Source organism: Halobacillus litoralis (assembly GCF_004101865.1).
GTDB lineage: Bacteria > Bacillota > Bacilli > Bacillales > Halobacillaceae > Halobacillus > Halobacillus litoralis_A.
Map to the genome: position 1 here is coordinate 3,986,687 of NZ_CP026118.1, position 25,274 is coordinate 4,011,960.

Consider the following 25,274-nt stretch of genomic DNA (forward strand, 5'->3'; position numbering starts at 1 on the left):
AAAATGCATGGTTATGTGTATAGATGGCGAGATTACATAAGCCAAATACGAAAAGTATGTCAGGGGTAACCAGAGAGCTGAGGATTGTACGAATAAAGATATATGTTTACGTTGGACTTCCGGAGCCCATTTCTTTTTATCCTAAATTATGAGGGGCCGACTGAAAGCGAATGTTCTGCTTTTAAGAGCAATATCCAGGTTGACTCTGTGGTGCACCCAAAGGTTTATTATAGAACTGGGAGGAAGGGCCATGTACAAAATCAGCGAATTTGCAGAACTGACCGGGTTGAGTAAAGAAACTCTGCGTTACTATGCGGAAGTAGGATTACTGGAGCCGGCCTATATTAATCCGGATAATCATTACCGCTATTATGATGATGGGAGCTTCTTCCTGGCACTTTTGTTAGGGAAACTGCGGGAATTCGGTTTCACAATCCAAGAGATGATCTCGGTAATGGAAGACGAATCCTTCGAACATTTGGAAGATCTGCTGCTTGAAAAAAAGAAAAAGATTCAAGAAGAAATTGATAGTCTTAATTTACGAATGGGAGAAATTGATGAGTTTTTGAAATCAGGGAAGGAGGACGCAGAATGATTCATTGGGAAGAGGAAAAAATCATAGAAACGAATATTGAACAGGTTTGGGAACTTTTTGCAGACCGGAACATTCAACGGATCATGCCGAAAGTTGAGGAACATGTACTGGTTGAAAAGAGTGAGACCGAAGTCGGTGCATTACACAGACAAACGTACCGGGAGGGAAAACGGCTTGAAACGTATACAGTGGAAACACTTGCCTATGAAGACTCACCCGAAAAGAAACAAAAAACAATCGCCTTCATCATTGGGAAATCTTTCCAAGTCACAGCTTCATTCACTTTAGAAAAAGTAGATGAAAACCGCACGAAGTTGATTTATTCCGGTCAAAACAAAGGTGTGAATTTTGTAGGGAAAGCGATGATGAAGCTTGCGAATAAAAAAGGCAATGAAAAAGTGGTCCAGGAATTTCTGGATCGTGTCGATCAGGAAGCTAAAATATAAAAAGCATCTGACTACAAGTTTTTATGAAACGTTGCTTGTCTAAACTTAATGACTTGCCGTACTATTTCTTATCAGGTTACTTATTGGGAAAAGTCTGATCTTACAACGGGGGCTCCAATGAAAAAATGGTTATGGCTTATAGCCTTCATGTTTTTGTGTGCGTGCGCGAGCAGTAAAGATGACGTGGCGAAATATTATCCAGAGCTTATACCAGAGGAAACGGGGCATTATACGCTCGTATCCATAGGCGATAATGTGGTGTGAGAGGATTTGGAAGAAAAGGGAGCTCGCAATGTTAATCCAATCATTAATAGGGATTCAGTGGAAGGTTTCAATAAATCCTACCCACAAATAGAAGTGAAATCGGCCCCTGCTTATTTACTGTTCAATCAAGATGGGCTTGCTCTTAAAACAACCTCTTTTGAGGAGGTCGTCAAGTTACTGAATAATGAAGAAAGGTGAAGGCACTCAAGCTTCACCTTATACTCACTTCTATAAAGAACCAGCTCTTTCACAGACCGTGCTGCATATGAAGTGGATCAGGATAATACTTCAAATATATTCTTCTTTACCTGATACAAAAAAGGGAGCCACCCGGTTATTACGAGGTCGGCTCCTTTTTTTCAATAAAACAAGGCGTTTGCGTGGTTGTTCATTAGTAAACTTTGTCCCCATTGAATATGGAATTCTTTACGACTACATAGTCTACGTGACGAATGGCATCAAGCTCAGCGCCGCCTGCATAACTGATAGCTGACTGCAAATCTTGCTCCATTTCGCTCAAGGTATCTTTCAAGGAGCCTTTGTGTTCGACATACATTTTCTTACCTTCTACATTCTTCTTTTCACCTTTTTGAAATTCAGAAGCAGAGCCGAAATATTCTTTAACTAACTTACCTTCTTTTTCAACGGTTTCCCCTGGGGATTCTTCGTGACCGGCAAAGAGGGATCCAATCATAACCATTGATGCGCCGAAACGAATCGATTTCGCTACATCACCATGGGTTCGGATGCCACCATCGGCAATTATCGGCTTGGTTGCTGCCTTCGCACACCAGCGTAGAGCGGCTAGCTGCCAGCCCCCCGTCCCGAAACCTGTTTTGATTTTCGTGATGCATACTTTACCTGGACCGATTCCTACTTTCGTAGCGTCTGCTCCGGCATTTTCCAATTCACGTACAGCTTCAGGTGTGCCGACATTTCCAGCGATAACGAATGTTTCCGGCAGGGATTTTTTGATATGCTGGACCATTTCAATTACCGCCTGCGAGTGTCCGTGAGCAATATCTATTGTGATGAATTCAGGCTTTAAATCTTTCTCGGCAAGCTGATGAATGAAATCGTATTCTTCCGTTTTGACCCCGACACTGATCGAGGATATTAATTGACGTGCTTTCATTTTCTCAATAAATTGCTGGCGTGTTTCCGGGTGAAAACGATGCATTACATAGAAATAACCGTTTTCGGCAAGGTCTATGGCAATTGACTCATCAATAATGGTTTGCATATTAGCTGGAACAACTGGAAGTTTAAATGTGTGCCCACCTAAAGTGACAGACGGATCACACTGAGACCGGCTGCTAACGACACATTTTGCAGGAATTAACTGTATATCTTCGTAATCAAATACATTTTCCATATGATACACCCCTAAATACGAATGATTTATTTATGTTTTGTTTTAAATGTTCGTACATTAGTAATCTACACTAAATTTACCCAAGTGTCAAAATAAGATGGTAAAATGAAAGGTGAATAGAAGGGGGAGGTACGATGTTTCTACATAAAATTGATGAGGATTTGTCTTTGAAGCTGCCAGAAGAAAAAGATGCTGCAACTCTTTTTACATTGACAGACAACTCACGATTAACCTTAAGGGAATGGCTGCCATGGGTGGATGGTACGAAAACTCTGGAGGATACAAAGTCTTTCATTAATTTTGGCAGGAAGGGATTTTCCGAAAACAAAAGTTTGACTGCATTGATTCTTTTTAAGGAAGAAATAGCAGGGACCGCAGGCTTTAACGAACTTGATCATACGAACAATGTTGCTAAAATCGGCTATTGGCTGGGGGCGGAATTTCAAGGGAAAGGGATTATGACACGTACAGTTACAGCGTTAGTGGAGTATGCTATTTCAGAGATGGAGATGAACCGTGTGGAAATACGAGCTGCAGAGGAGAACGAAAAAAGTCGTGCTATTCCAGAACGTCTCGGTTTCACAGAGGAAGGGCGGATTAGACAAGGTGAATGGTTGTACGATCATTATGTCGATCATATCGTGTACGGAATGTTAGCTTCTGAATGGAAAGAACAAAAGTGAAGCGTTGCTTTTATATAATCAATTAAAAAACCATCCGCTCTGGTAAGCGGATGGTTTAATTTATCCCTGCATGTGCTGGACGAATTTTTTAAGGTTGTTTTTTGACTTCAGGTTCTGATTACACTTATTGCTGTCATGGCATATATAGTTACCTCGAGAGATAGTTCCTTCGTTTAAGCTGCCACCAATGGTAGAAGTGAACAAACCGACTTTTTCGTAATCATGACAAATCGTGCAAATGCTTTTCTGCCGCGATGGGTGATAGTGACCGATGATACCTTCAAGTTTACCATCGATATAAGTCACAATGTATTTACGATTGGCACCAGGGTCATTCCAGCTGATGTAAGAGGTTTCAGACCAAGCTATGTCAACAAGGGAAGGGACGTTGAGTTTTTTTATTTTGGGGAAAAGTTCTTTTATATGGTCTTCAGTTAATTCAGGAAATGGAACTACATATTGTTTTAATCGTGAAAAATAGAGGATAGCGTCTGTTTCATCATGCACTTGTTGAACCTGGGAGATGAGCTGATCTTGTTCATTAGTAAGCTCTGTGAAAAGGGCGAGAACTTTTTCGTAGGTAATCGACTTCAAAGCTTGCGTCACGGAAGAGTCGTTTGACGTCATGTGTCCATTCAACAGGTTATGAGCTTGATCTTTTATAAAATGATATTGATCCACACGGATGAATGCATTCATTTGTATACCTCCGTTCTTGTAGTTTGTAATTCTATTATTCCAGAGCTTCTGATACCTATCAACTCTTTAGAATCCAACCTCAGTCACTACTGCTTTTTCACATGGACCATCAGCTTTAGGATTATCTTCAACCAATTTTGGAAGCATATAAATAAACCATAGTTACAGAAGAATTGGAATGAGCGAAACGGGTATATTCCGTTATCATTATGGAGGCTTGATGAAACGTTTGGATGAACTCAGACGTAAAGAAGTCATGGAAAATCCTGATTCGCTTTATTATGACTGGTTAGATGCAAAGGAAGGAGTAGGTTGGATGGCGTGGACACAGCAGTTTATTCATACAGAACGTGGGAAATTTGAAGTGTTCGTCAAAGGGCAGGGGCCGCCTCTCGCAGCCACTCATCTTTATTCAGAGTTTAACGAGACAGGTGATTATTTCGCTGATAGTTTTACAAGTACATACAAGGTTTATTTAATCAACTTGAGAGAATGTGGCGAATCTGAACCAGCGCATTCCCCCCATCAATTAAGCCTTCTTGAAACAGTTTTAGACCTTGAGGCGATCCGTCAAACGACCGGTTTAGAGCGGTGGAGTTTTGCTGGCCATTCGACTGGTGGAATATTGGGAGTGGTTTACTCGATTTACTTCTCGGAAAGCATAGATGCTCAGTTCATCGTCAGTGCTGCAGGAAGGGAATATATGACTTTCTCACCGCAATGTATATATAATGAAAATCACCCCGATTTCAAAACCATGCAGGATTTAATAGAAAAATTGAAAAAATCGGATTTATCACATGAAAAAAGGAAAGCACTGACTATAGAAAGGACGAAGCTTTCTTTATATAGACCTGATCTCTACAAAGAAATATTCAACAAAAATATTGAAAAACTATGTCAGCCACTCGCATGAGTTTCTTTGCGCGTGAATTGCATTTATTCGATGTAACGAGGAAGCTGCAGTTGATTGATGTTCCGACAAGAATTGTATGTGGACAGCATGATGTCCAATGTCCACTTCCATACTCGATAGAAATGGCAGAATATATTCCACATGCTGAGTTGATCGTATTCGAGCACAGCAATCATTATCCTCACTTGGAAGAGCCTGCTCATTTCAAAGCCATAATATCCCGTGCTTTTGACTAGTATTATATGGAAGTGGTAAAGTAACGTTGATATGCAAGCGTTTTATTTTGAAAGGGGTCAAAGACATGCATCAAGATTCAAAGCAGCCAGGACCAAAGAGTAATTTCTCGAAATTCAAGGAACTGTGGTTCCTCCTTTTTATGCTTTTATTTACAGTGATCCATAATGTAATGGACCATTTGTTGGGAGATAGTTGGAATTACCTGGGTTATGGGGTTGTTTTTCTCGTCACATACATCCTGTTCCGTTATATGAGGTTATCGCTTCCTATTTTGAGAAAACAACTTTCATGGGGTTCCTTGGTAGGATTTTATGTAGCGGGTGTTTTTTTACTTGGCTTCATCATGCTTCCTTGATTGAGGAGGGAGGAGGCATGGGCAAGCTTGAATGTTTTCTCTTCTTAAAGAGCAAAATCAGTTTTCATGGCAAGAGATCGCTTTTCATCGATAGGCGAAGGTGAACATGACACAAAGAGAATGAGAGAAGGCTAAACATGGATTATGTTAGTGAATTAAGAAGGCTCGTTGGCCACCGTCCTTTAATATTGCCTGGCGCTGTCGTTATCATAGTCAATGAAAACGGTGAAATTCTATTGCAACATCGTACTGATGGCGGGTGGGGACTGCCGGGTGGTCTTATGGAGCTTGGTGAGAGTCTGGAACAAACGGCAAGAAGAGAAGTATCAGAAGAAACAGGTCTCAGGATAGGTTCTTTGCAGCTGCTTGATATATTTTCGGGCGAAGATTACCACTTAAAAGTGGATAATGGTGATGAATTATACTCTGTTACAGCGGTATATATGACAAAAGAAATTGACGGGGAGCTTTCCCCAGACCCCAAAGAATCTATTGGACTATCATTTTTCCCTGCTGACCGGCTCCCTTCCAATTTGAAGAAGGAGTATCAAGATTACATAGCCCCTTACCTTGACCTTCAGAGGTCGGAACAATGAAGATGGCTAGATGTGTAAATCAGCTTTCGCTTTACGGATGTCTGCTCCTAAACGTCAGTTTGTATATGAAAAGTGATAATTGGATATCGATCATATTTTTTCAAAAGGTGGGAGGGCATTGCTTGAAGTGTTAATGATTATCACAACTGTTGCTCTAGTTGGAGGTTATTTTTATATTCTGATGAAGAGAAGGAAGCATCAGGATAATCCCCATGGATGGAAAGGTTATGTGACACCAACCGTATTTTTGCTTGCGCCTGTTTTGGCGTTAGCTTCATATTTATTTGAGTTCGGGGGCATGGTCACCTGGTTCATCCTGGGCTTCGCATTTTTGTCAGGTGCTTACTTTACAAAATATTTACCTCAACCAGAAGAAAGCCATTCATGAGCTTTCTTCTTTTTTGTGGTGCCAGAAATTCTTATGAATATTCTGCATGAACAAGACTCTAATGGATAATCCCACATGTCAGGCAAAAGATAAGTTCACCTGACTTTAGTGGAGGAGAATCCTATGAGTTACTTAGAAGTTTTAAGCCGAGGCTTAGTTTTATTCAGTACGTTATATTTTTTGGCGCGAGTATTAAATAAGAAATTGATTTCCCAAATGACGTTTTTTGATTTTGTGGCTGGAATCACTCTTGGTTCGATGACGGCTACCCTGACATTTTCAGTGAATGTATCTCTGGGAAAAGGAGTTTTCGGGCTTATTCTTTTTGCCCTTCTTGTGCTCATCATAGATGTTTTGTGTTTGAAAAATTTTCATCTGAGAAAGGTCTTCAATAGTGAGCCGACCGTTTTAATGGACAATGGAAAAGTTTTAGAAAACGGCATGAAAAAAGTGCGGTTTACTGTCGATGAATTGCTGATTCAATTGAGGAAGAAAAATGTCTTTCATTTTTCTGATGTGGAGAGTGCAGTGTTGGAGACGGATGGTTCGGTGAGTGTCCTGAAGAAGGCGGGCCGACAGACTATCACTCAACAGGACTTGAATATAATCAAAAAAACCGCGGGTCTACCTCAAATTGTGATGATAGAAGGGAACGTTCTCCCGTATAGTCTCAAGTCTATGGGAAAAGATGAGTCATGGCTGAAGAATCAATTGAAGCAGCGCGGGATAAGTGATTTGACAGACGTCATTGTAGCACAATTGTCTGCGACTGATGAATTATACATCGATACCAAAAAGGATAGGATTGATTTTTCGTCTGACGAATAAAGTGTTAAATAATTTTCTTTCATTTGGTCACAATAATTCATGTGCTTAAAAATGATGAAAAGGGAGGTTATAACACTGTTCTTCCATGTAAAAGAACTTCAGTACAATGCGAAGCCTTCAAAACCCGATCCTGTGTATGCAAAGAAACTACAAGAAATCCTCGGGGGACAGTATGGGGAAATGTCAGTTATGATGCAGTACCTTTTTCAGGGCTGGAACTGTCGTGGAAATGAAAAATATCGCGATATGCTGTTGGACATTGGGACCGAAGAGATTGCCCATGTTGAAATGATTGCGACAATGATTGCGCAATTATTAGATGGTGCCCCTGTAAATGATCAGGAAGATGCGGCCATGGACCCTGCAATCGGTGCTGTTCTAGGGGGGATGAACCCACAGCATGCCATTGTTAATGGACTGGGTGCGCAGCCTAATGATAGTGCTGGCTACCCGTGGAATGCCCGTTACACAATTGCGAGTGGCAACTTACTTGCTGATTTCCGAGCGAATTTGAATGCAGAAACTCAAGGCAGGCTCCAGGTTGTCCGTCTATATGAAATGACCACAGATCCCGGCGTGAGAGATATGCTTTCTTTTCTTATTGCAAGAGATAAGATGCATCAGAATCAATGGATGGCAGCAATCGAGGAACTTGAAGAGAGTCAAGGTGCAGTTGTCCCTTCAAGCTTTAGTCCTGAACATGAAATTTCAGATGTAGCCTACTCGTTTATGAATTTCTCTCAGGGAGAAGAAAGCAAGACAGGTAGATGGGCACGTGGATCTTCTATGGATGGGAAAGCGCATTTCAATTATGTCCAGCAGCCTGAAGCTAACGGGCAGAAACCACAGCTGAATCCATCACCACCATATATGCATGGCACGCCGCCCATCAGTGACGGTGGACCTGCTGAAATGAATCACTAAAAACAGGAGATGATAAAAATGGGTATTATGTCTGGAAGTCAACAAAAAGAACCATTACACTACGGTGAAGTCTTTAGCTTATGGAGTTATTTAAGTGTTTCCAAAGGCGCACATGCACGTTACCAAACGTTTTATAATCATGCTGGGGATCAGGAGTTGAAACGTCTCCTTGAAGAATTAGCTCGTGGGATTGAACAGGAAACAAAAGAAGTAGCAGAAATCCTAAAAGCTAATGGTGTGGTATTACCGCCTTCTCCTCCAGAGCGTTCTGTAGCTGATGTAGAGGATATTCCTGTAGGAGCTCGTTTGAATGATCCGGAGATCAGTGCCATTATTTCCAGTGATATAGCTCAAGGCTTAGTCGCCTGCAGCCAGGCAATGGGCGGAGCGCTCCGTGAAGATATCGCTATCCTATTCGGGCAGTTCCATATGAACAAAGCTCAAGCAGGGGCCAAAGTTTTGCGTCTGAATAAGGAAAAAGGCTGGGTTGTTTTACCTCCAATGCACAAATCCAAAAAAGATTGAATACTGGCCAAAAATAGGAATAAAAACAGGGTCCATGCATTTTTTAAAAGCAGGACCCTGGATTATTATTTATTGGTTTCGTCTGTCAATTTAACCAGAACATGAGCAATGTGCTTGCGCTCTTCTTCATTAGCAACGTTCCACAGTTCATTGAGAACTTTTTCCTCACGGTTTCGAGGTTCCTCATGATCGGCCAGATAGTCGCCGACTCGCTTGGCGCCTTTAGTTAAACCTTCTTCTCCTAAACCGAGTTTTTCCCCTTTATGGACTTTGTCACCCAGATAATCTTTGAATGATGAAAAACTGTTAAGAATATCGTCTTTTTTATCTTCGCTCAATTGAGCGGCAAAGTTCTTTGGATCGTGAGTACTCATTATTTTCCTCCTATATCTTTATTGATGATGATTGCCATATAATACATGTATCACTTGATGTAAGTTATCAAACGTTTTCAATACATGTTTTTGAATGATTGGTCTTATTTCACTAAAATCCCCTCTACATGTCCTGCTCTATTTCGAATGAAAAATAGATGTGATATGCTTGTAATGTAAAAATTTCCAAAAAAGTTCGGGAAGTACCCTTTCAATGGAAATAAAAAAAGGAGCATTTGTGTGGATTCAATGCCAAAGCCGCAAGTAATGATTGTAGGGACATTTCATATGAGGCACACCACGGATTTAGTAGCTCCGGATGCAGGAAGTGTATTTTCGGCTGCAAAACAAAGAGAAATCAAAAAGGTCATCGATTCGCTCGAACAATTCAAACCGAATCGTATCGCTGTTGAAGTCATCAAAGAAGATAATCAAATACTGAATGAAGAATATCAAAAGTACATACATGAGGATCTGGAAGCTGAAGTTAATGAAGTGCATCAGATCGGTTTTCCATTGGCTAAGCTGCTTGGGCACTCTGAAGTTTATGCTGTGGATTGGATGGGCACAGTAGGAAATAGAGGAATAGGAAATGTACTTAAATGGGCTGAATTCAATCAACCGGATTTATATGAATACATAGAAGAAGCCTATCTATCAAAGGAGAAAACTGAACTAAAGGATAAGAGAATCGATCGTCACGTATATGATTGTAATAGAGAGGAGAGTGTGAAAAAGGAACATGAGTTGAATTTGGCTATCGCCAGAATCGGTAAGGACAAAGAATATATAGGGATCGACTGGGTAAGATGGTGGTATCAAAGGAATTTAATCATATATTCGAATATAGCAGAGATAACAAAACAACCAACAGATCGTACATTGATGATTGTCGGCCATGCGCATGTTCATATATTATCGCAACTTTTGAAGGAAAGCGGATGCTTTGATGTTTTCCCAGCTACCGATTATTTACAAAAAACATAAATCCAGCTTCGAGATGTTAGTACATAACTCTCGGCGTATCGCCAACACTAAGAAAAAATGTACGAGGGGATGAGAACATGACGTTGTTTCGGCTTGGGTATGTAGCAATGAGTGTCAACCTGCAAAACGCTTCCCCATCTCAAACATTGACGTATAAGAAATTCGAACAAATTCAGGATCGAGAGGCAGCCCTTAGAAAGCTGGAAAGAATCGCTAAATCCAATATTCAGAACTGTGTGCGTTTACTGAAGCATAATAAAGCTTATGATATCAATTTTTTTCGATTGAGTTCGCGTTTAATTCCCCTTGCTACCCACGAAGAGCTGGAGGACTGGAACTATCTTGCTGCTATTAAAGAGGATTTGCGGGAATTAGGTACCTTTGCAAGGGAAAATGAGATGCGACTTGATTTTCACCCTGATCATTTTGTCGTCCTCAATTCTCCAAATAAAAATATATTCAAAACATCAATGGCTGTATTGAAATACCATTACCTTCTGCTCCATCATATGGGAATCGACCCGACCCATCGCTGTGTGTTTCATTTGGGGGGCGCTATCAAAATACAGAGAAATCACTCGAACGATTCATAGATAATTGGTCGCTCGTCCCTCAAGGCATTCAAAAAATGGTGATGATTGAAAATGATGATACCTCTTACACTTTGGGAAATGGTCTGTACGTATGTGAAAAACTGAATATTCCGCTCGTATTCGATCTTCATCACCATCTAGCGAACGATGGCGGGGAAAACTGGACCACTTCCTGGAGTCGCGTCGTCTCTACATGGTCACACTCACCTTTGCCGCTGAAAATGCACATATCAAGTCCGAAGAATGAAAGTGAATTTAAAAGCCATGCAGACTATATTGACCTTGAAATGTTTTTGGATTTTGTAAGAAATGCCAATGGATCGACAGAGCAAATCGATTGTATGATTGAAGCGAAGAAAAAGGATGGAGCCTTATTTCAGTTAGTCGGAAAGCTGCGAGAGCACCCAAACATAGAAATGCGCTCTGACAGCTCATTTATCTGGAAGGATTAATTTAGAGATGTTGGATGAGTGGACCGGGTCGTCGGAGAATGAGTGTGGCCACTGAAAAACCCTTCTCAATCCAGCGGAGCTGTTGATGTTTGTTGTTGCTTCTCACGAATCGCTTGTCGGTGGATGCTTGCCGCGCGCACGGCCACAGCTAACCCAGTCAAGAAGATCCCTTGACCACGTGGATCTTCGGCTCGTGCTGTTCCCGCTGGCGTCACCACCGAACGCTCATCGTGGAATCAAAAGTGGTCCATTAAAAAAAGCCGAGTTGGACGATAAAAGCGTCCAACTCGGCTTCTTTATTTGATGCCTAACCCAAAAAGATGCAGTTCTTCAGTGGCCTCGGAAGGAGACGCTTTCCGCGGAAACTCACTACGCTCCCGCGAAAAGCGAGTTATTCCCTGCAGCCCCGGTTCTCTTTTAAGACTCGAAACTAAGTCTCCCTCAATTAAGGGCTCGATTTCCATGCAGGAAGCATCCGGTCCAAGGGCTTATCTTTTCTGTAACCAAGCACATATTCCGCTTGCATGATCGTATGGATTTCTCTTGTACCTTCATAGATGACAGGGGCTTTCGAATTTCGTAAATAACGCTCGACGGGATATTCATTCGAATAACCATAGGCTCCATGAATTTGGACAGCATCGTCGGCAGCCTGGTTTGCGAAGTCACAGGCCTGCCATTTTGCGAGTGAAGTTTCCCTGGTGTTGCGTATGCCTTTATTTTTTAAATCCCCAGCACGATAAACGAGGAGCCGACTCATCTGTAAACCTGCTTCCATTTTTGCAATCATCTGCTGGACAAGCTGATGTCTGCCTATTTCTTTGCCGAAGGTTTTTCGCTCATGGCAATACTCGATGCTTGCTTCCAAACAAGCCATAATTTGTCCGCATGCGCCGGCGGCCACGGTGAAGCGGCCGTTATCCAGAGCAGCCATGGCAATTTTGAATCCATCTCCTTCATTCCCCAGCAGGTTCTCTTTAGGCACTCTCACATGGTCGAAGAACAATTCTCCGGTATTTCCCGCGCGGATACCGAGTTTCCCCTTAGTCGCTTTTGAAGAAAAGCCTTCCCACGTCCGTTCAACAATGAATGCGGAGATACCATGGTGTTTCTTGCTTTTATCGGTATAGGCGAAGACCAGAAAATGATCAGCAGTGTCACATAAGGAAATCCACGTTTTCTGCCCGTTCAATATATAATGATTCCCGTCAGGTTTTGCGGTCGACTGTAAGGCAGCTACGTCAGAACCTGCTCCTGGTTCGGTCAGCCCGAATGCTCCGGTTTTTTCTCCTTTGGCCTGGGGAACAAGGTATTTTTGCTTTTGTGCCTCTGTGCCCCATTGAAGTATGCTCATACTGTTCAGACCTGTGTGGACAGAAACTGCGGTGCGAAAGGCTGTATCTCCGCGCTCGAGTTCTTCACAAACAATCGCTAATGAATTGTAATCCATTCCGCTCCCGCCGTATCTTTCCGGTATACAAACCCCCATTAATCCTAACTGTGCAAGCTTTTGTAAGGTCGCTTTATCAAAATGGCCGTTGGCATCCCAGCTACCGATATTTGGCATCACTTCTTTGTCCACAAAATCCCGAACTGTCTTTCTAAGCATGTTTTGTTCATCGCTCAACTCGAAATTCATCGTATCACTCCTCAAATCGTGTTCGCTTTCCTTAAACGATCAATCTCTGTTCGTGAATAACCTAAAGCCAGCAAAATTTCATCTGTATGTTCACTCGGCTCAGGAGGATGAGTTTTCATTTGTACTGGGGTTCGGGATAATTTTAACGGGCTCCCGATCATGCCTATTTCGCCTGCTTTCGGATGGTGGGCAGTGACAAACATGTCTCGTGCCTGTAACTGTTCGTCCGATCTTAATTCATCTAAATGCTGAATCGGTCCGAAGGGTATGCTCCTCTTCTGGCATTTCTTCTTCCACATCGCCGTTGTCTCTTTAGTGAAAGCTTCTTGCAAAAGAGAAGAAAGTTCCTTGCGGTTCGCCACTCGTCCTGAATTTGATTGAAATCGGGGCTCATGGGCTAACTCAGGCTGGCCTATGATCTCACACAGAGAAGCAAACTGTTTGTCATTGCCGACTGCGATGACCATCTCGCCATCTTTTGTGTGGAATGTTTGATAGGGAACGATGTTGGCGTGATGGTTTCCGAGACGTTCTGGCACTTTACCTGTCATCAAATAATTGCTGCCGATATTGATCAGTGAACTCACAGCTGAGTCATACAGAGACAAATCGATTTTCTGTCCGGTTCCGGAAAAGGATCTCTCAAGCAATGCCGCTTGAACTCCTATGCAGGCATATAATCCAGTTAACACGTCCGTAATCGCGATTCCTGATTTCTGCGGACCTGATTTTTCATCACCGGTTATGCTCATCAAACCGCTCATTGCCTGGATGATGAAGTCATAACCCGGAAGGTGGCGGTAAGGGCCTGTCTCACCAAAGCCGGTAATGGAACAATAGACGATACCGGGATTGATCTTTTTCAGTTCAGGATAAGCTAATCCGAGTCGTTCCATAGTGCCGGTTTTAAAGTTGTGAAGGACAACATCACTCTGTCTGATTAGTTTTTTAATGATTTCTTTGCCTGCTTCGGATTTCAAATTCACGGTAAGGCTTTTTTTATTGCGGTTAGCGCACAAGTAATAGGCGCTCACTTTTTCTTGAAATGGTGGCCCCCAGTTCCTCGTTTCGTCACTTCCGCCAGGAGCTTCCACTTTAATTACTTCAGCACCAAGATCCCCCAAGATCATCGAACAATAAGGACCGGCAAGTACACGGGTCAAATCTAGCACACGGATTCCTTTTAATGCGACCGTCAACATCGCTCACATCCTTCCTCTATATAAAAAGCCAGAAGAACCCATACGATGTATGAATCCGACTGGCTTGGGAACAACGATCATAATCAGGTGCAGGAGAGGGATGTCCTCTTTGGGCTACATCACATCTTATGCGGCATCAGGAGGAGATATGATCCTGAAAATCCTCTATCATAGATTCATTTTTCCAGGAATAGGATAGATCAGTGGGACAATCTAGCGAGTAAGCGATCATGTTATGGCTGGGGGTTTGTAGAATGTCTAAAGGTTCGAAGCAGGTCAGTAGTTTACCCGCCTATCTGTTTTCGATTTTTCATAAAAAGAAAGTTGCATTAGAAGCGCAAGGAGTAGATGTCATAGATTTAGGAATCGGTGCCCCGGACTTGCCAACACCATCTTTCATCATCGATCGGTTGGCAAAGGAAGCTAGGGATCCTGAAAATCATAGATATTCGCCATATGGAGGTTGCCGGGAATTCAAACTGGCTGTCGTTGATTTTTATCAAAAGCATTATCGAGTGGAGTTGGATGCAGATTCCGAGGTTCTCGCTCTGATTGGATCTAAAGAGGGGATCGCCCATTTGATCAGTGCTGTTATAGACCCTGGTGATGGTGTTCTCACTCCGGACCCGGGATATCCTGTCTATCAATCAGCAATCCATCTCGCTCATGGTACAGGCGTGAAGTTTCCTTTAGATGAGGCGAATGGGTACACCCCTCGGTTAGAAAAGATTTCGGAAAGAGACATAAGACGATCGAAACTGATGTTATTGAATTACCCGAACAATCCGACAGGGGCCACTGTAGATCTGGATACCTTTGAAAAGGCGGTCTTATTTTCGAAGACTCACCACCTTTCTCTTGTCCACGACGCCGCCTACGACCTTGTGACATTCAGAGATTATCAAGCTCCGAGTCTATTGCAAGTACAGGGAGCGAAAGATGTGGCCGTCGAGTTCGGGTCTTTATCCAAAAGTTTCAACATGACCGGCTGGCGCATTGGATATGTTGTCGGTAATAGAGACTTGATCAAAGCGTTATCGATTGTGAAAAGCAATATGGACACAAGTCAGTTTCTACCAATTCAAAAAGCAGCTGCAACAGCTTTGAACAGCGATTTCGTGGCTGTGAAAGAAAACAACCGTGTCTACGAAGATCGGTTGGATATGATGATGAAGGCTCTACAGGAAATGAATATTGAAGCGGACAAGCCGCGAGGTACATTCTTCATCTGGGCGAAGGTCCCGGGTGGCCATACATCACAAGCATTCGCTGAAAAGATGCTTAGCGAAGCTGGTGTGATCATCACTCCCGGCAATGCATTTGGATCGAAGGGAGAAGGGTATTTCAGAATCAGTTTATCTGTACCGAAAGAGCGATTACATGAAGCAGTGAGTCGTATGAAAAAAGTGATGAAGGGAGGGACAATGTAATGGAAGGAAAAATGATGACAAGTGCACAGGCGATTGTGGAGTGCATAAGGCGGGAGGGGATTCCGAACGTATTCTGTGTGCCGGGCGAAAGCTATTTGCCGGTGATGGATGCAATTTCAGATGAACCGACAATCGAATTGATCTCTGCTCGTCATGAAGGCGGTGCAGCATTTATGGCTGAGGGGTATGCAAAAGCGAGTGGAAAAACTGGGGTAGTCATGGGCACACGAGGCGTAGGAGCATCGAATTTAACGATTGGTGTACACACAGCTTATCAAGATTCCACCCCTCTCGTTGTTTTGCTGGGACAAGTCCATTCGAGCTTCAGTGGACGCGAAGGATTCCAAGAGGTGGACCTTGAAGCATTTTTCCGTCCGATTGCTAAATGGGTAGCTGAGATTCGCGAGCCACCGCGCGTCCCGGAAATCCTCCAACGGGCATTCCGTATTGCGCAAACTGGACGTCCGGGCCCTGTGGTCCTTTCCTTACCAGAGGATTTATTGAAAAAACAAGCCCCTATGACGTTCGGACCTGCCTTCACCAAGCCAGCTCCCCGGCCTAATCTCAGGGAATTGGAAGGTTTGGAAAAGTTTCTTCAACATTCGGACCGGCCCTTAATCATTGCCGGTGGAGGTGTGAAGGGGGCAGGTGCGGAAGAAGCGCTTCAAGTTTTTGCGGAGAAATTCGAAATCCCGGTAATGTGCGCGTTCCGCCGTCACGATGTGTTTCCTAATGATGATGCACGTTATGTCGGCCATCTAGGCCTCGGAGTGCATCCGAACATTATAGAAACAGTAAGAGAAGCAGATACAATTCTTGCGATTGGAACACGCCTGTCCGAAGTGACCACACAGGACTACACCCTTTTGCAAGCCAATCAGAATTTGATTCATATCGATGTCGATTACGGAACACTCGGGAAAGTGTATGCCCCGAATATCGGAATCATCGCTGATGCAAATGAAACTCTGCGGTCCATGATGGATTTTGAGATGCCTTTGAGATGGAAAGAGTGGGGAGCAACTCGAAGACGAGCGTATGAAGCAACTCTTCAAGTTCCTGGGAAAGCGACGGTGAACGGAAGGATCATAAGTATGATGCAGAAGCACTTGCCCTCAGATACGGTCTTCACGAATGATGCCGGGAATTTTGCAGGGTGGCTTCATTCATTTTTTCAATTCAGACAAAAGCATACCTATGTCGGTCCAACATCCGGTGCCATGGGCTACGGTATGCCGGCAGCATTGGGTGTGAAACTGGCTCACCCTGATAAAACGGTAGTTTCATTGTCTGGTGACGGTGGTTTCATGATGACTATGCAAGAATTCGAAACGGCGGTCCGTTATCAAATCCCGGTCATCAGCATCGTTTTTAACAACCGGATGTATGGAACGATCCGTATGCATCAGGAAATCCATTATCCTTACAAAAAGATCGGAACGGACTTAGGAGAGGTTCCTTTTTCCAAATTAGCTGAAGATTTAGGGGCGGCTGGTTTTCATGTGAAGACCCCCGAGCAATTTGAAGAAGCACTTACTGCTGCTCTAAAAGAAAAAAAACCTGTCTTGATCGAAGTGGAAAGTGAAAGGGATCAGATATCCGTCTCTTCCACGATTCAACAAATGAGACAACGTACCAAATGAAGGAGGAATACTAGGTGAGTTTAATTCAGGAAAAAGCACTGCGGAATTTCATAAATGGGGAATGGGTGGAGCCAACGACAGGGAAGACGACAGCGGTCGTCAATCCAGCCACCTCTGAGACGATTGTACAGGTACCTTTATCAGGCAGTGAAGACGTGGTGGAAGCGACAGAAGCAGCAAAAGTGGCGCAAAAAAGCTGGGCGCTTGTACCAGCTCCGCAGCGGGCGGAAGTGCTTTATAGTGTCGGGATGATCATGAAGGAAAGAAAAGAAAAGCTTTCCCAGCTGCTGACAATGGAAAATGGGAAAGTGATCGAAGAAGCGCGCGGAGAGGTGCAAGAAGGTATTGATATGGCTTTTTACATGGCTGGAGAAGGAAGGCGGCTTTTCGGTCAGACGACACCTTCAGAGCTGAAAGATAAATTCGCGATGAGCGTCCGCGCCCCCGTTGGAGTTGTCGGGATTATCACGCCCTGGAATTTTCCGATCGCCATCGCAACGTGGAAGTCATTTCCTGCAATCGTAGCCGGCAATGCGGTGGTATGGAAACCGGCGACAGAAACTCCGATCATGGCGTATGAACTAGCGAAAATATTTGAAGAAGCAGGTCTCCCACGAGGGGTCATCAATGTAGTGTTCGGATCTGGTTCGACGGTCGGTGAAGCGATGATCGATCAAGATGACATCCGTGTCATTTCATTTACAGGTTCCAATGAAGTTGGCCGTAGGATCGCGGGTAAGTGTGGCCAAAGGTTGAAAAAAGTTTCGCTTGAGATGGGCGGAAAGAATGCCGTAATCGTGATGGACGATGCGGATCTTTCCTTAGCCGTCGAAGGGATCTTATGGAGTGCATATGGAACGAGCGGTCAACGCTGTACGGCATGCAGCCGTGTAATGGTCCATGAAAGTGTCAAAGATGAACTCGAAGAACGCCTGCAAAAAGAAATCGCAAAGCTGTCGATCGGAAATGGATTGGATGAGTCAATCAAAGTCGGCCCGATTATTAATCGAGCTGGTTTAGAGAAAGTCAAAAGCTATATGAGCGTTGGAAAAGACGAAGGAGCAAGACTTTTGACCGGTGGATACGTTATGGAAAACGGAGAGCACAAGAAGGGGAATTACTTTGCCCCGACGTTGTTCACAGATGTGAAACCGGATATGCGAATTGCACAAGAAGAAATCTTCGGCCCTGTGGTGTCCCTCATCCCTGTGAAAAGTTTTGAGGAAGCCATCGAGATTAACAACAGTGTTGAATTCGGCTTGTCGAGTTCCATTTTCACTAGAGATGTAAACAAAGTTTTCGCTGCCCAGCGTGATTTGGACACCGGGATCGTCTATGTGAATGCAGGTACGACGGGTGCAGAAATCCACTTGCCATTCGGTGGTACAAAAGGGACAGGGAACGGCCATCGTGATTCGGGTGTCGCTGCTCTTGACGTATTCACCGAATGGAAAGCCGTGTATGTTGATTTCAGTGGCAAACTGCAACGTGCTCAAATAGATGTGGAGTAGGTGGGGGAAGAATGATGAAAGATAAATAGAGAAAAAGGGAGTGCAGACGATGAAAGTAGCTGTATTAGGGTCTGGACTAATGGGGAAAGAAGCGGCACGAGATTTAGTGCAAAGCGGCGGAGTTGAGAAGGTCGGTCTCGCAGACATCGATGTGAAACGAGCAGCTGAGGTTTGTGATTCACTGGGTTCATCGAAAATCGAAGCTTTCAAGATCGATGCTGGAAACACTGAAGAGCTTGCGAATTTCTTGAAAAATTATGATGTCATTATCAATGCCTTGTTCTATTCGTTTAATGAGATTGTAGCCAGGACAGCCATCGAAGTCGGTGTCCACTCTGTCGATTTAGGTGGTCACATCGGTCATATCACCGATAAAGTATTGGAGCTTGATGACAAAGCGAAAAATTCAGGTGTGACGGTGATTCCGGATTTAGGGGTCGCTCCAGGTATGATCAATATATTAGCGGGCTTCGGCGCGAGTAAACTGGACCAGCTTGAATCGATTCGTCTCTTTGTAGGAGGCATCCCTGTCCAGCCGGAACCCCCGCTTGAATACAACCATGTTTTTTCCATGGAAGGATTGTTGGATCACTACTCAGATCCATCTACAATCATTCGTGGAGGGAAACTGCAGGAAGTAGAATCCCTGACAGAACTGGAGAAAATCTACTTTGAACGGTTCGGGCCGTTAGAGGCCTTCCACACCTCTGGCGGAACGTCGACGTTGTTAAAATCCTTTCCGACGATTGAGACGTTAGAATATAAAACCATCCGCTATCCAGGGCACGCAGAAAAAATGAAACTGCTTGTAGACTTGAACTTGACCGGCAGCAGTCATGTCGTCGATGTGGGCGGGGTCAAAGTGAAAACGCGTGATGTTTTATTAAAATCGATCGATCCGATTTTGGATCTGAAAGATAAAGACGATGCTGTGTTACTGCGAGTGATGGTCGGCGGCAGGAAAGCAGAAAAAGAGAAGCACTACCAATACGAGATGGTCACATATAAAGATCGGACGAGTAAGGTAACAGCAATGGCGCGCGCGACAGCCAATACGATATCGGTCGTCGCGCAAATGATCGGTAATGATAAAATCAGCAAGCGCGGAGTTTGTCCTCCAGAGACGATCGTACCAGGCGATTTATACATTAAAGAAATGTCTGAACGAGGCGTTGTGATTCAGGAGAAAACCGAAGGCTGAGATAAAATATTTTAAAAGTTTTATCCGGAAACCCCCTTGCTCCATGGGCAAGGGGGTTTTCCACTTCGTTCAGATTTGGCTGATCCGTGGAGATATTATACAATTTATATAAACTTTACATATTCAAGCATTGCACATCAAAGAAACTATGTATGTTAGTGGGAGGGCATGGCAGTTTTTCATGAGGGTATGAAATGAGAGCCCAGGTTTGATTCACCGTAAGGAAAGGTACCTATAGGTATTTAATAGAAATGAAGTGAGGAGTGCATAATTTGTATTTGAAAGAAGTGAACAATCTCCAATTCCATAGTCAGCTATCTTTGAAGCAAGTAGAAGATCGCCTTCTCATTACGGCGGAGTTCCCTGACGAATTTTTAAAAGAAGTCGAAATGAAAGACCCATTCCTTTATGTCACTTTGTTAGTGAGAGGTGGAGCAAGAATAAAGATCATTGATGAAGACAGTGCAAAGCTCCACATTCCTGCCAAAAAAGATTTTGAACAGAAAACCTACCACAAGATCATTGAATTTGCGAAAGAGCATGCAAAACAGTTCTGATAAGCGGAAGCTTACTTTAGCGTTAGGACACTTATGGGTAGATTCTTGATTTTAACAGACAAAACCGCAAAATGATTTGTCTATATATTTTTATCAAACGCATGCATAACGATTTTGAGCTACATGATTGGCAGAGGGGCGGGCTCAGTGCACCCCCCACGGAAAGCGATCCGTTTGAGACCAATGGAAGAACTGCATCTTTTTGAGTTATGTATCAAATAAAGAAGCCGAGTGGGACGATTTTATCGTTCCACTCGGCTTCTTTCAGTGGACAGGAAAATCACTCTTTTAGATAGGTCACACTGTTGATTCCACGATAAGCTGAGGCTGTTCCCCGCGGCAAGCATCCACCGACAAGCGATTCGTTAGAAGCAACAACTAACATTAACAGCTCCTCCAGATTGAGAAGGGTTTTTCAGGGGCAACATCCGTTTCCTGTAGCCCCTAACTTTCACGAACATCTCGGAATCGTGTCTTCAAGATTAAGCATTTCTTTTAAAGATATGTTCTTTTTTACACCTAATATAATATCTTTAACAATAATAATTTATTGATAAACGATAAATTATGTGTTAGATTAAATTTACATAAACTAAAGTGAGGTGCTTTTTGTGAAAGATGGAACAACATTATTTTTGAAATTGGCTGTCATTCTTATCGGGACGCCCGTTCTTGCTTTGTGTATATTTTTTGTACCTGGCATTGCGGATTATGCAGGAGAAGTCTTCCCTGATATTGCATTTATGAAATATCTTGTTTTCGTATATTTATATGTGACAGCGATCCCTTTTTATTTTGCTCTTTATCAAGCTTTCAAACTATTGAACTATATCGATAACAATAAAGCTTTCTCGGATTTATCAGTAAAAGCTTTGAAGGTCATCAAACACTGTGCGATTACGATAAGTGTTTTATACGTCATCTTTATGCCGCTCTTATATATTATAGCGGAGGCCGATGATGCCCCGGGTCTCATAGTAATTGGTATGGTCATCATCTTTGCTTCAACGGTGATTTCAGTCTTTGCGGCCGTCCTCCAAAGACTTTTGCAAGATGCGATTCATATAAAATCAGAAAATGATTTAACGGTCTGAGGTGAAAAAATGACAATAATAATCAATATTGATGTGATGTTGGCGAAGAGGAAAATGAGCGTAACAGAGCTTTCGGAGAAGGTTGGAATTACGATGGCGAATCTATCTATATTGAAAAATGGAAAAGCGAAGGCCGTCCGTTTCTCAACATTAGAGGGGATATGTAAGGCATTGGATTGTCAGCCTGGAGATATATTGGAATACAAGAGTGAAAATGATCATTAGTTCCAGTGATAAAGGCTGTGGGAGGTATAAATGATGAGACCGTTAAAACAGCTCATTCGTTTCGGCCGGGAACAAGCCCTGTCCTGTTTGTTTCCTGTCGTTATCTTTGCTTCTCTGGCTATTACAAAAATAGTTCCACTCCCCATTCTGCCTAGATATGACTGGCTCCTGATCATCAGTCTCCTCATGCAGTGGATGATGGTGCGTTCAGGACTTGAAACACGAGATGAACTGAAGGTGATTTCGTTATTTCACCTCATAGGTCTTGCACTTGAGTTATTTAAAGTGCATATGGGCTCATGGTCTTATCCAGAAGAAGGATATTCCAAGGTATTTGGAGTGCCATTGTACAGTGGGTTCATGTATGCAAGTGTAGCGAGTTATCTTTGCCAGGCATGGAGACGGTTGAAAGTCGATCTTATTAAATGGCCGCCATTTTGGATGGTCGTCCCTCTTGCAGCAGCAATCTATTTGAATTTTTTCACCCACCATTATTGGATAGACATTCGCTGGTGGTTATCCGGCCTTGTCGTCGTTGTTTTTTGGCAGTCTTGGGTCATATACGAGGTTGGCGGGGCTCGCTACCGTATGCCAATCGCCCTGTCTTTTGTTCTCATCGGATTCTTCATATGGATAGCTGAAAATATCGCTACATACTTCGGTGCCTGGGAATATCCAAACCAGGCTGATGCATGGAGTCTTGTCCATATAGGGAAGATGAGTTCATGGCTTTTATTAGTGATCGTCAGCTTTTTGATCGTTGCCACGTTAAAGCGGGTAAAAGCGAAGGATCGGATAGTATAGCCAATTGATTTTGTATGAATGGACGTTAAGACATTCATTGGTACGCCGTTAGGGATAGCCACGTGGTCTCAGGTTCTGAAATGAAAAAATACTCCTCTGGTCAAATCTACATTGTGATAAACTTGAGAAAACAATCTCAATGAGGAGAAATACCATGAACAAAGCGCGATTTAAACTGAGTACCATGATAATTTTCTATGTACTTTTGGTGGTCTTGTTTTCATTATTGATCACAGATCTTCTAATCACGGAGAGTACAAGCAATAATATACGGGAGCAGCTTGAAGAGAAGGCACTGATCGTTTCCCGGATGGTAGCGGAATCAGAAATCGTTCAAGATGAATTGCAAAGCTCTTCAGAGAATCAAAACGTTCAGGATTATGCTATGAGAATACAAGAAGCATCAGATGTTATGTTTGTAGTCATTATGAATATGGAAGGAGTTCGTCAGTCTCACCCCAATCCAGAATTGATCGGCAAGCAATTTGTCGGAGGTGACGAGGCGAGAGTCTTAAACGGAGAAGAGTACATATCTGTATCTGAAGGAACGTTAGGGCAATCCGTTCGGGCCTTTACACCAATTATCGCAGACAACGGGGAACAGGTCGGGGCAGTGTCAATAGGGATCTCACTTGATGCACTTGAAGCATCGCAGCAAAGCAGCCATCGGAATATCCTGATCGGCTCCTTAGTCGGGGCGCTTGTAGGTGTGATCGGGGCATATCTGTTGGCGCGGTATATTAAGAAAAACATGTTCGGACTTGAACCTGTAGCGATTGCGCGAATCCATGAGGAGCGAAACCGTATGCTTCACTCTGTCCGGGAGGGGATAATTGCCGTAGATGCCGATGCCAAAATCACCCTTGTCAATAAATCAGCACGGGACATTTTTAAAAAAGCAGGACTTGAAGGTGAAGACCCGATCGGGCTTGAGGTTTCCGAGTACCTGCCACATTCTATGCTCCAGAGAGTACTGCACACAGGCGAGGCAGAAACCGATGAAGAGCAGATCATTAACGGATCATCCATTATCGTGAACCGGGTTCCTCTGGTCGTAAACGATGAAGTGGTCGGTGCGATCTCAACATTCCGAGATAAAACCGAAGTCAACCAACTGGCTGAGCAGCTGACAGGTGTAAGATTATATGCCGAATCGCTTCGTGCTCAATCCCATGAATTTAAGAATAAGCTGCATGTCCTGCTGGGTATGGCTGAATTGGAATCATTTGATGAGGTGAAGTCCTATATCAAACGGCTGGTTAATCACCAAATCCATGAAGCGGATATCATGACGAATAAAATGAAGGATCCTGTTCTCGCTGGATTTATGATTGGCAAGCTCAGCTATGCTCGTGAACAAAACATCCGATTATCTGTGAATTGTGAAACCGTTATTCCAGCAGCAAGTGATGAATCGGTGACCCATGAATTAGTCACGATTATAGGAAACCTGCTGGATAATGCAATTGAAAGTCTGGAAGGAAAGGAAGAGAAGCGCATTTCTCTTGTCTTATCTTATGTAGATGAATTGCTGGAAATTGATGTGAGTGACACAGGAAGCGGAATTCAAGAAGTGCCCCAGCAGGAGATCTTTCAAAAAGGAGTGTCGACGAAAGGAAATGACAGGGGTTATGGGCTGTATCTTGTAAAATCGAGTGTAGAATCCCTCGGCGGCTCCCTGGAGATTGAGTCCGAAGCAAATAAAGGAACGGATTTCAGCGTCATCATTCCCTATGAAGCGGAGGTGGAACAGGCATGATTCATGTGCTGATTGTAGAAGATGATCCGATGGTCGCTGACTTGAATAAAAAATATGTGGAGCAAGTAGATGGGTTTCACCTTGCAGCTATGGCAGCCAATGTTGAAGAAGCTCTCAGATATTTAGATGAATATGATGTAGATTTAATCCTTCTTGACGTTTATATGCCTGGAAGGAACGGATTACAATTGCTTAAAGATCTTCGGGAAAAAGATGAACGAGTCGATGTTATTCTCATCACGGCTGCTTCGGAAAAAGAACAAATCCAAAAATCGCTGAGACTTGGCGCGGTTGATTATTTAATCAAACCTTTTGAGTTCGAGCGTCTTCAAGGAGCATTGATCAAATATAAAGAGAATTATGCCGTTTTTCAAGATAAAGAAAACGTAGGTCAGGATGAGATTGATCGAATTTTCATCGCACAGGAGAATCGTCAAGAGAAAAACCGTATTCAGGTGCCGAAAGGTTTGACGCAAAATACACTGGAACTGATCTTACGTATCATCCGAAAGAAAGAGAATAGGGCGTTTTCAACCGATGAAATTGCGCAGGATACAGAGGTTTCACGAGTCTCTATACGGAAATATTTAAAGTTTTTAAAAGAGATAGACTTTCTGGAGGAGACACTGGTCTATGGAGTAGGTAGACCTGTTTATCAATATCAAATTAAAAATACGGATGATTTGGACCTCGAGTTCTATCATTAAAAAAGCGGCTGTTCCAGAGGCCAATGATGTAATGCAACTTTTTGAGTTATGTAACAAATATAGAAGCCGAGTCGGACGGTTTTATCGTCCAACTCGGCTTCTTTTATTATTTCAATGAGACATTTGTATTTTATGACCTCGCCAAAGCTATGTGAATAGTCCAATTCAGCCTCGAGAGTATCTTCCATGTATTTATCCATCGTGCCTTCATTTACTGTTTAAAACATCTTGCGTAAAGATTCTGACCGGTTGCGCGGCCCTTCTT

Annotated in this window: 27 protein-coding genes and 2 pseudogenes; 23 read left to right on the plus strand and 6 right to left on the minus strand. The window is 43.2% G+C overall.

The window, feature by feature from the left end:
- Positions 1-250: 250 nt before the first annotated feature.
- The 3 genes from HLI_RS19785 (at position 251) to HLI_RS19795 (ending at position 1,503) form a co-directional block, all read left to right on the plus strand.
- Positions 251-595, plus strand: a complete 345-nt coding sequence (locus tag HLI_RS19785; protein WP_128526618.1) for a MerR family transcriptional regulator — start codon at positions 251-253, stop codon at positions 593-595.
- Positions 592-1,041, plus strand: coding sequence for an SRPBCC family protein (locus HLI_RS19790; protein WP_128526619.1), 450 nt, complete (start codon positions 592-594; stop codon positions 1,039-1,041). The genes HLI_RS19785 and HLI_RS19790 overlap by 4 nt, the downstream gene beginning before the upstream one ends.
- A gap of 270 nt (positions 1,042-1,311) precedes the next feature.
- Positions 1,312-1,503 carry a hypothetical protein gene (locus HLI_RS19795; RefSeq protein WP_128526620.1) on the plus strand — a complete coding sequence of 64 codons (192 nt, stop codon included), beginning with the start codon at positions 1,312-1,314 and terminating at the stop codon, positions 1,501-1,503.
- A 193-nt stretch (positions 1,504-1,696) separates the two neighbouring features.
- Here the strand turns inward: HLI_RS19795 and guaC are convergent, their stop codons facing one another.
- Positions 1,697-2,680 carry a GMP reductase gene (gene guaC, locus HLI_RS19800; RefSeq protein WP_128526621.1) on the minus strand — a complete coding sequence of 328 codons (984 nt, stop codon included), beginning with the start codon at positions 2,678-2,680 and terminating at the stop codon, positions 1,697-1,699.
- Positions 2,681-2,814: 134 nt separating this feature from the next.
- Here guaC and HLI_RS19805 point away from each other — a divergent pair, with 134 nt between their 5' ends.
- Entirely contained in the window at positions 2,815-3,363 is a 549-nt protein-coding gene (locus tag HLI_RS19805; protein ID WP_128526622.1) for a GNAT family N-acetyltransferase, read from the plus strand.
- Between the two features lie 60 nt (positions 3,364-3,423).
- On the opposite strand, the gene HLI_RS19810 is transcribed toward HLI_RS19805, so the two are convergent.
- Complete coding sequence (locus HLI_RS19810; RefSeq protein WP_128526623.1) at positions 3,424-4,062, minus strand: FusB/FusC family EF-G-binding protein; 639 nt, start codon at positions 4,060-4,062, stop codon at positions 3,424-3,426.
- 316 nt (positions 4,063-4,378) lie between these two features.
- Between HLI_RS19810 and HLI_RS19815 the strand changes: the two are divergent.
- The 7 genes and pseudogenes from HLI_RS19815 to HLI_RS19845 all read left to right on the plus strand — a co-directional run bounded on the left by HLI_RS19815 (position 4,379) and on the right by HLI_RS19845 (position 8,831).
- Positions 4,379-5,214: pseudogene (locus HLI_RS19815) on the plus strand (alpha/beta fold hydrolase).
- Positions 5,215-5,279: 65 nt separating this feature from the next.
- Positions 5,280-5,570 (plus strand): hypothetical protein, encoded by a 291-nt coding sequence (locus HLI_RS19820; protein ID WP_128526624.1) that lies wholly within the window; start codon positions 5,280-5,282, stop codon positions 5,568-5,570.
- Between the two features lie 137 nt (positions 5,571-5,707).
- Positions 5,708-6,166: an NUDIX hydrolase gene (locus tag HLI_RS19825; protein WP_128526625.1), complete on the plus strand. Its 459-nt coding sequence runs from the start codon at positions 5,708-5,710 to the stop codon at positions 6,164-6,166.
- Between the two features lie 118 nt (positions 6,167-6,284).
- Positions 6,285-6,554 (plus strand): hypothetical protein, encoded by a 270-nt coding sequence (locus tag HLI_RS19830; protein WP_128526626.1) that lies wholly within the window; start codon positions 6,285-6,287, stop codon positions 6,552-6,554.
- 123 nt (positions 6,555-6,677) lie between these two features.
- Positions 6,678-7,382, plus strand: coding sequence for a DUF421 domain-containing protein (locus HLI_RS19835; protein WP_128526627.1), 705 nt, complete (start codon positions 6,678-6,680; stop codon positions 7,380-7,382).
- A 75-nt stretch (positions 7,383-7,457) separates the two neighbouring features.
- The gene (locus HLI_RS19840) at positions 7,458-8,306 is read left to right on the plus strand and encodes a manganese catalase (protein ID WP_128526948.1); all 849 of its coding nucleotides are present in this window, start codon (positions 7,458-7,460) and stop codon (positions 8,304-8,306) included.
- An 18-nt stretch (positions 8,307-8,324) separates the two neighbouring features.
- Entirely contained in the window at positions 8,325-8,831 is a 507-nt protein-coding gene (locus HLI_RS19845; RefSeq protein WP_128526628.1) for a DUF3231 family protein, read from the plus strand.
- Positions 8,832-8,896: 65 nt separating this feature from the next.
- Here HLI_RS19845 and HLI_RS19850 read toward each other — a convergent pair whose 3' ends face one another.
- Positions 8,897-9,205 carry a DUF3243 domain-containing protein gene (locus tag HLI_RS19850; protein WP_128526629.1) on the minus strand — a complete coding sequence of 103 codons (309 nt, stop codon included), beginning with the start codon at positions 9,203-9,205 and terminating at the stop codon, positions 8,897-8,899.
- Positions 9,206-9,454: 249 nt separating this feature from the next.
- Here HLI_RS19850 and HLI_RS19855 point away from each other — a divergent pair, with 249 nt between their 5' ends.
- Complete coding sequence (locus tag HLI_RS19855) at positions 9,455-10,192, plus strand: DUF5694 domain-containing protein (RefSeq protein WP_128526949.1); 738 nt, start codon at positions 9,455-9,457, stop codon at positions 10,190-10,192.
- Between the two features lie 107 nt (positions 10,193-10,299).
- Positions 10,300-11,237, plus strand: a pseudogene (gene uvsE, locus HLI_RS19860) (UV DNA damage repair endonuclease UvsE).
- Positions 11,238-11,302: 65 nt separating this feature from the next.
- Here uvsE and HLI_RS21825 read toward each other — a convergent pair.
- The 3 genes from HLI_RS21825 to HLI_RS19870 all read right to left on the minus strand — a co-directional run bounded on the left by HLI_RS21825 (position 11,303) and on the right by HLI_RS19870 (position 14,075).
- Positions 11,303-11,455 (minus strand): hypothetical protein, encoded by a 153-nt coding sequence (locus HLI_RS21825; RefSeq protein WP_164908609.1) that lies wholly within the window; start codon positions 11,453-11,455, stop codon positions 11,303-11,305.
- Between the two features lie 227 nt (positions 11,456-11,682).
- On the minus strand, positions 11,683-12,876 hold the full coding sequence (locus HLI_RS19865) for an acyl-CoA dehydrogenase family protein (RefSeq protein WP_128526630.1): 1,194 nt from the start codon (positions 12,874-12,876) through the stop codon (positions 11,683-11,685).
- Positions 12,877-12,887: 11 nt separating this feature from the next.
- A complete protein-coding gene (locus HLI_RS19870; RefSeq protein ID WP_128526950.1) occupies positions 12,888-14,075 on the minus strand; it encodes a CaiB/BaiF CoA transferase family protein in 1,188 nt (395 codons plus the stop codon).
- A gap of 257 nt (positions 14,076-14,332) precedes the next feature.
- Here HLI_RS19870 and HLI_RS19875 point away from each other — a divergent pair, with 257 nt between their 5' ends.
- The 10 genes from HLI_RS19875 (at position 14,333) to HLI_RS19920 (ending at position 25,009) form a co-directional block, all read left to right on the plus strand.
- Positions 14,333-15,508, plus strand: a complete 1,176-nt coding sequence (locus HLI_RS19875; protein WP_128526631.1) for an aminotransferase class I/II-fold pyridoxal phosphate-dependent enzyme — start codon at positions 14,333-14,335, stop codon at positions 15,506-15,508.
- Positions 15,508-17,151 (plus strand): thiamine pyrophosphate-dependent enzyme, encoded by a 1,644-nt coding sequence (locus HLI_RS19880; protein WP_128526632.1) that lies wholly within the window; start codon positions 15,508-15,510, stop codon positions 17,149-17,151. The genes HLI_RS19875 and HLI_RS19880 overlap by 1 nt, the downstream gene beginning before the upstream one ends.
- Before the next feature lie 14 nt (positions 17,152-17,165).
- On the plus strand, positions 17,166-18,662 hold the full coding sequence (locus tag HLI_RS19885; RefSeq protein WP_128526633.1) for an aldehyde dehydrogenase family protein: 1,497 nt from the start codon (positions 17,166-17,168) through the stop codon (positions 18,660-18,662).
- A 49-nt stretch (positions 18,663-18,711) separates the two neighbouring features.
- Complete coding sequence (locus HLI_RS19890) at positions 18,712-19,863, plus strand: saccharopine dehydrogenase family protein (RefSeq protein WP_128526634.1); 1,152 nt, start codon at positions 18,712-18,714, stop codon at positions 19,861-19,863.
- Positions 19,864-20,135: 272 nt separating this feature from the next.
- Positions 20,136-20,420 carry a hypothetical protein gene (locus HLI_RS19895; RefSeq protein ID WP_241655896.1) on the plus strand — a complete coding sequence of 95 codons (285 nt, stop codon included), beginning with the start codon at positions 20,136-20,138 and terminating at the stop codon, positions 20,418-20,420.
- Positions 20,421-21,031: 611 nt separating this feature from the next.
- Positions 21,032-21,514, plus strand: coding sequence for a DUF2975 domain-containing protein (locus HLI_RS19900; RefSeq protein ID WP_128526635.1), 483 nt, complete (start codon positions 21,032-21,034; stop codon positions 21,512-21,514).
- A gap of 9 nt (positions 21,515-21,523) precedes the next feature.
- Positions 21,524-21,739 carry a helix-turn-helix domain-containing protein gene (locus tag HLI_RS19905; protein ID WP_128526636.1) on the plus strand — a complete coding sequence of 72 codons (216 nt, stop codon included), beginning with the start codon at positions 21,524-21,526 and terminating at the stop codon, positions 21,737-21,739.
- 33 nt (positions 21,740-21,772) lie between these two features.
- Complete coding sequence (locus HLI_RS19910; protein ID WP_128526952.1) at positions 21,773-22,543, plus strand: DUF817 domain-containing protein; 771 nt, start codon at positions 21,773-21,775, stop codon at positions 22,541-22,543.
- 154 nt (positions 22,544-22,697) lie between these two features.
- Positions 22,698-24,302, plus strand: coding sequence for a DcuS/MalK family sensor histidine kinase (dcuS, locus tag HLI_RS19915; protein ID WP_128526637.1), 1,605 nt, complete (start codon positions 22,698-22,700; stop codon positions 24,300-24,302).
- Complete coding sequence (locus HLI_RS19920; protein WP_128526638.1) at positions 24,299-25,009, plus strand: response regulator; 711 nt, start codon at positions 24,299-24,301, stop codon at positions 25,007-25,009. Before dcuS ends, HLI_RS19920 begins: the two co-directional genes overlap by 4 nt.
- Positions 25,010-25,274 lie beyond the last annotated feature (265 nt).

What these genes read in the sequence shown, in the direction of transcription:
- HLI_RS19855 (WP_128526949.1), top strand. Translation starts at nt 9,455, where the DNA reads ATGCCAAAGCCGCAAGTAATGATTGTAGGGACATTTCATATGAGGCAC.
- HLI_RS19835 (WP_128526627.1), top strand. Translation starts at nt 6,678, where the DNA reads ATGAGTTACTTAGAAGTTTTAAGCCGAGGCTTAGTTTTATTCAGTACG.
- guaC (WP_128526621.1), bottom strand. Translation starts at nt 2,680, where the DNA reads ATGGAAAATGTATTTGATTACGAAGATATACAGTTAATTCCTGCAAAA.
- HLI_RS19920 (WP_128526638.1), top strand. Translation starts at nt 24,299, where the DNA reads ATGATTCATGTGCTGATTGTAGAAGATGATCCGATGGTCGCTGACTTG.
- HLI_RS19865 (WP_128526630.1), bottom strand. Translation starts at nt 12,876, where the DNA reads ATGAATTTCGAGTTGAGCGATGAACAAAACATGCTTAGAAAGACAGTT.
- HLI_RS19875 (WP_128526631.1), top strand. Translation starts at nt 14,333, where the DNA reads ATGTCTAAAGGTTCGAAGCAGGTCAGTAGTTTACCCGCCTATCTGTTT.
- HLI_RS19910 (WP_128526952.1), top strand. Translation starts at nt 21,773, where the DNA reads ATGAGACCGTTAAAACAGCTCATTCGTTTCGGCCGGGAACAAGCCCTG.
- HLI_RS19805 (WP_128526622.1), top strand. Translation starts at nt 2,815, where the DNA reads ATGTTTCTACATAAAATTGATGAGGATTTGTCTTTGAAGCTGCCAGAA.
- HLI_RS19790 (WP_128526619.1), top strand. Translation starts at nt 592, where the DNA reads ATGATTCATTGGGAAGAGGAAAAAATCATAGAAACGAATATTGAACAG.
- HLI_RS19905 (WP_128526636.1), top strand. Translation starts at nt 21,524, where the DNA reads ATGACAATAATAATCAATATTGATGTGATGTTGGCGAAGAGGAAAATG.
- HLI_RS19880 (WP_128526632.1), top strand. Translation starts at nt 15,508, where the DNA reads ATGGAAGGAAAAATGATGACAAGTGCACAGGCGATTGTGGAGTGCATA.
- HLI_RS19890 (WP_128526634.1), top strand. Translation starts at nt 18,712, where the DNA reads ATGAAAGTAGCTGTATTAGGGTCTGGACTAATGGGGAAAGAAGCGGCA.
- HLI_RS19810 (WP_128526623.1), bottom strand. Translation starts at nt 4,062, where the DNA reads ATGAATGCATTCATCCGTGTGGATCAATATCATTTTATAAAAGATCAA.
- HLI_RS19785 (WP_128526618.1), top strand. Translation starts at nt 251, where the DNA reads ATGTACAAAATCAGCGAATTTGCAGAACTGACCGGGTTGAGTAAAGAA.
- HLI_RS19850 (WP_128526629.1), bottom strand. Translation starts at nt 9,205, where the DNA reads ATGAGTACTCACGATCCAAAGAACTTTGCCGCTCAATTGAGCGAAGAT.
- dcuS (WP_128526637.1), top strand. Translation starts at nt 22,698, where the DNA reads ATGAACAAAGCGCGATTTAAACTGAGTACCATGATAATTTTCTATGTA.
- HLI_RS19820 (WP_128526624.1), top strand. Translation starts at nt 5,280, where the DNA reads ATGCATCAAGATTCAAAGCAGCCAGGACCAAAGAGTAATTTCTCGAAA.
- HLI_RS19825 (WP_128526625.1), top strand. Translation starts at nt 5,708, where the DNA reads ATGGATTATGTTAGTGAATTAAGAAGGCTCGTTGGCCACCGTCCTTTA.
- HLI_RS19845 (WP_128526628.1), top strand. Translation starts at nt 8,325, where the DNA reads ATGGGTATTATGTCTGGAAGTCAACAAAAAGAACCATTACACTACGGT.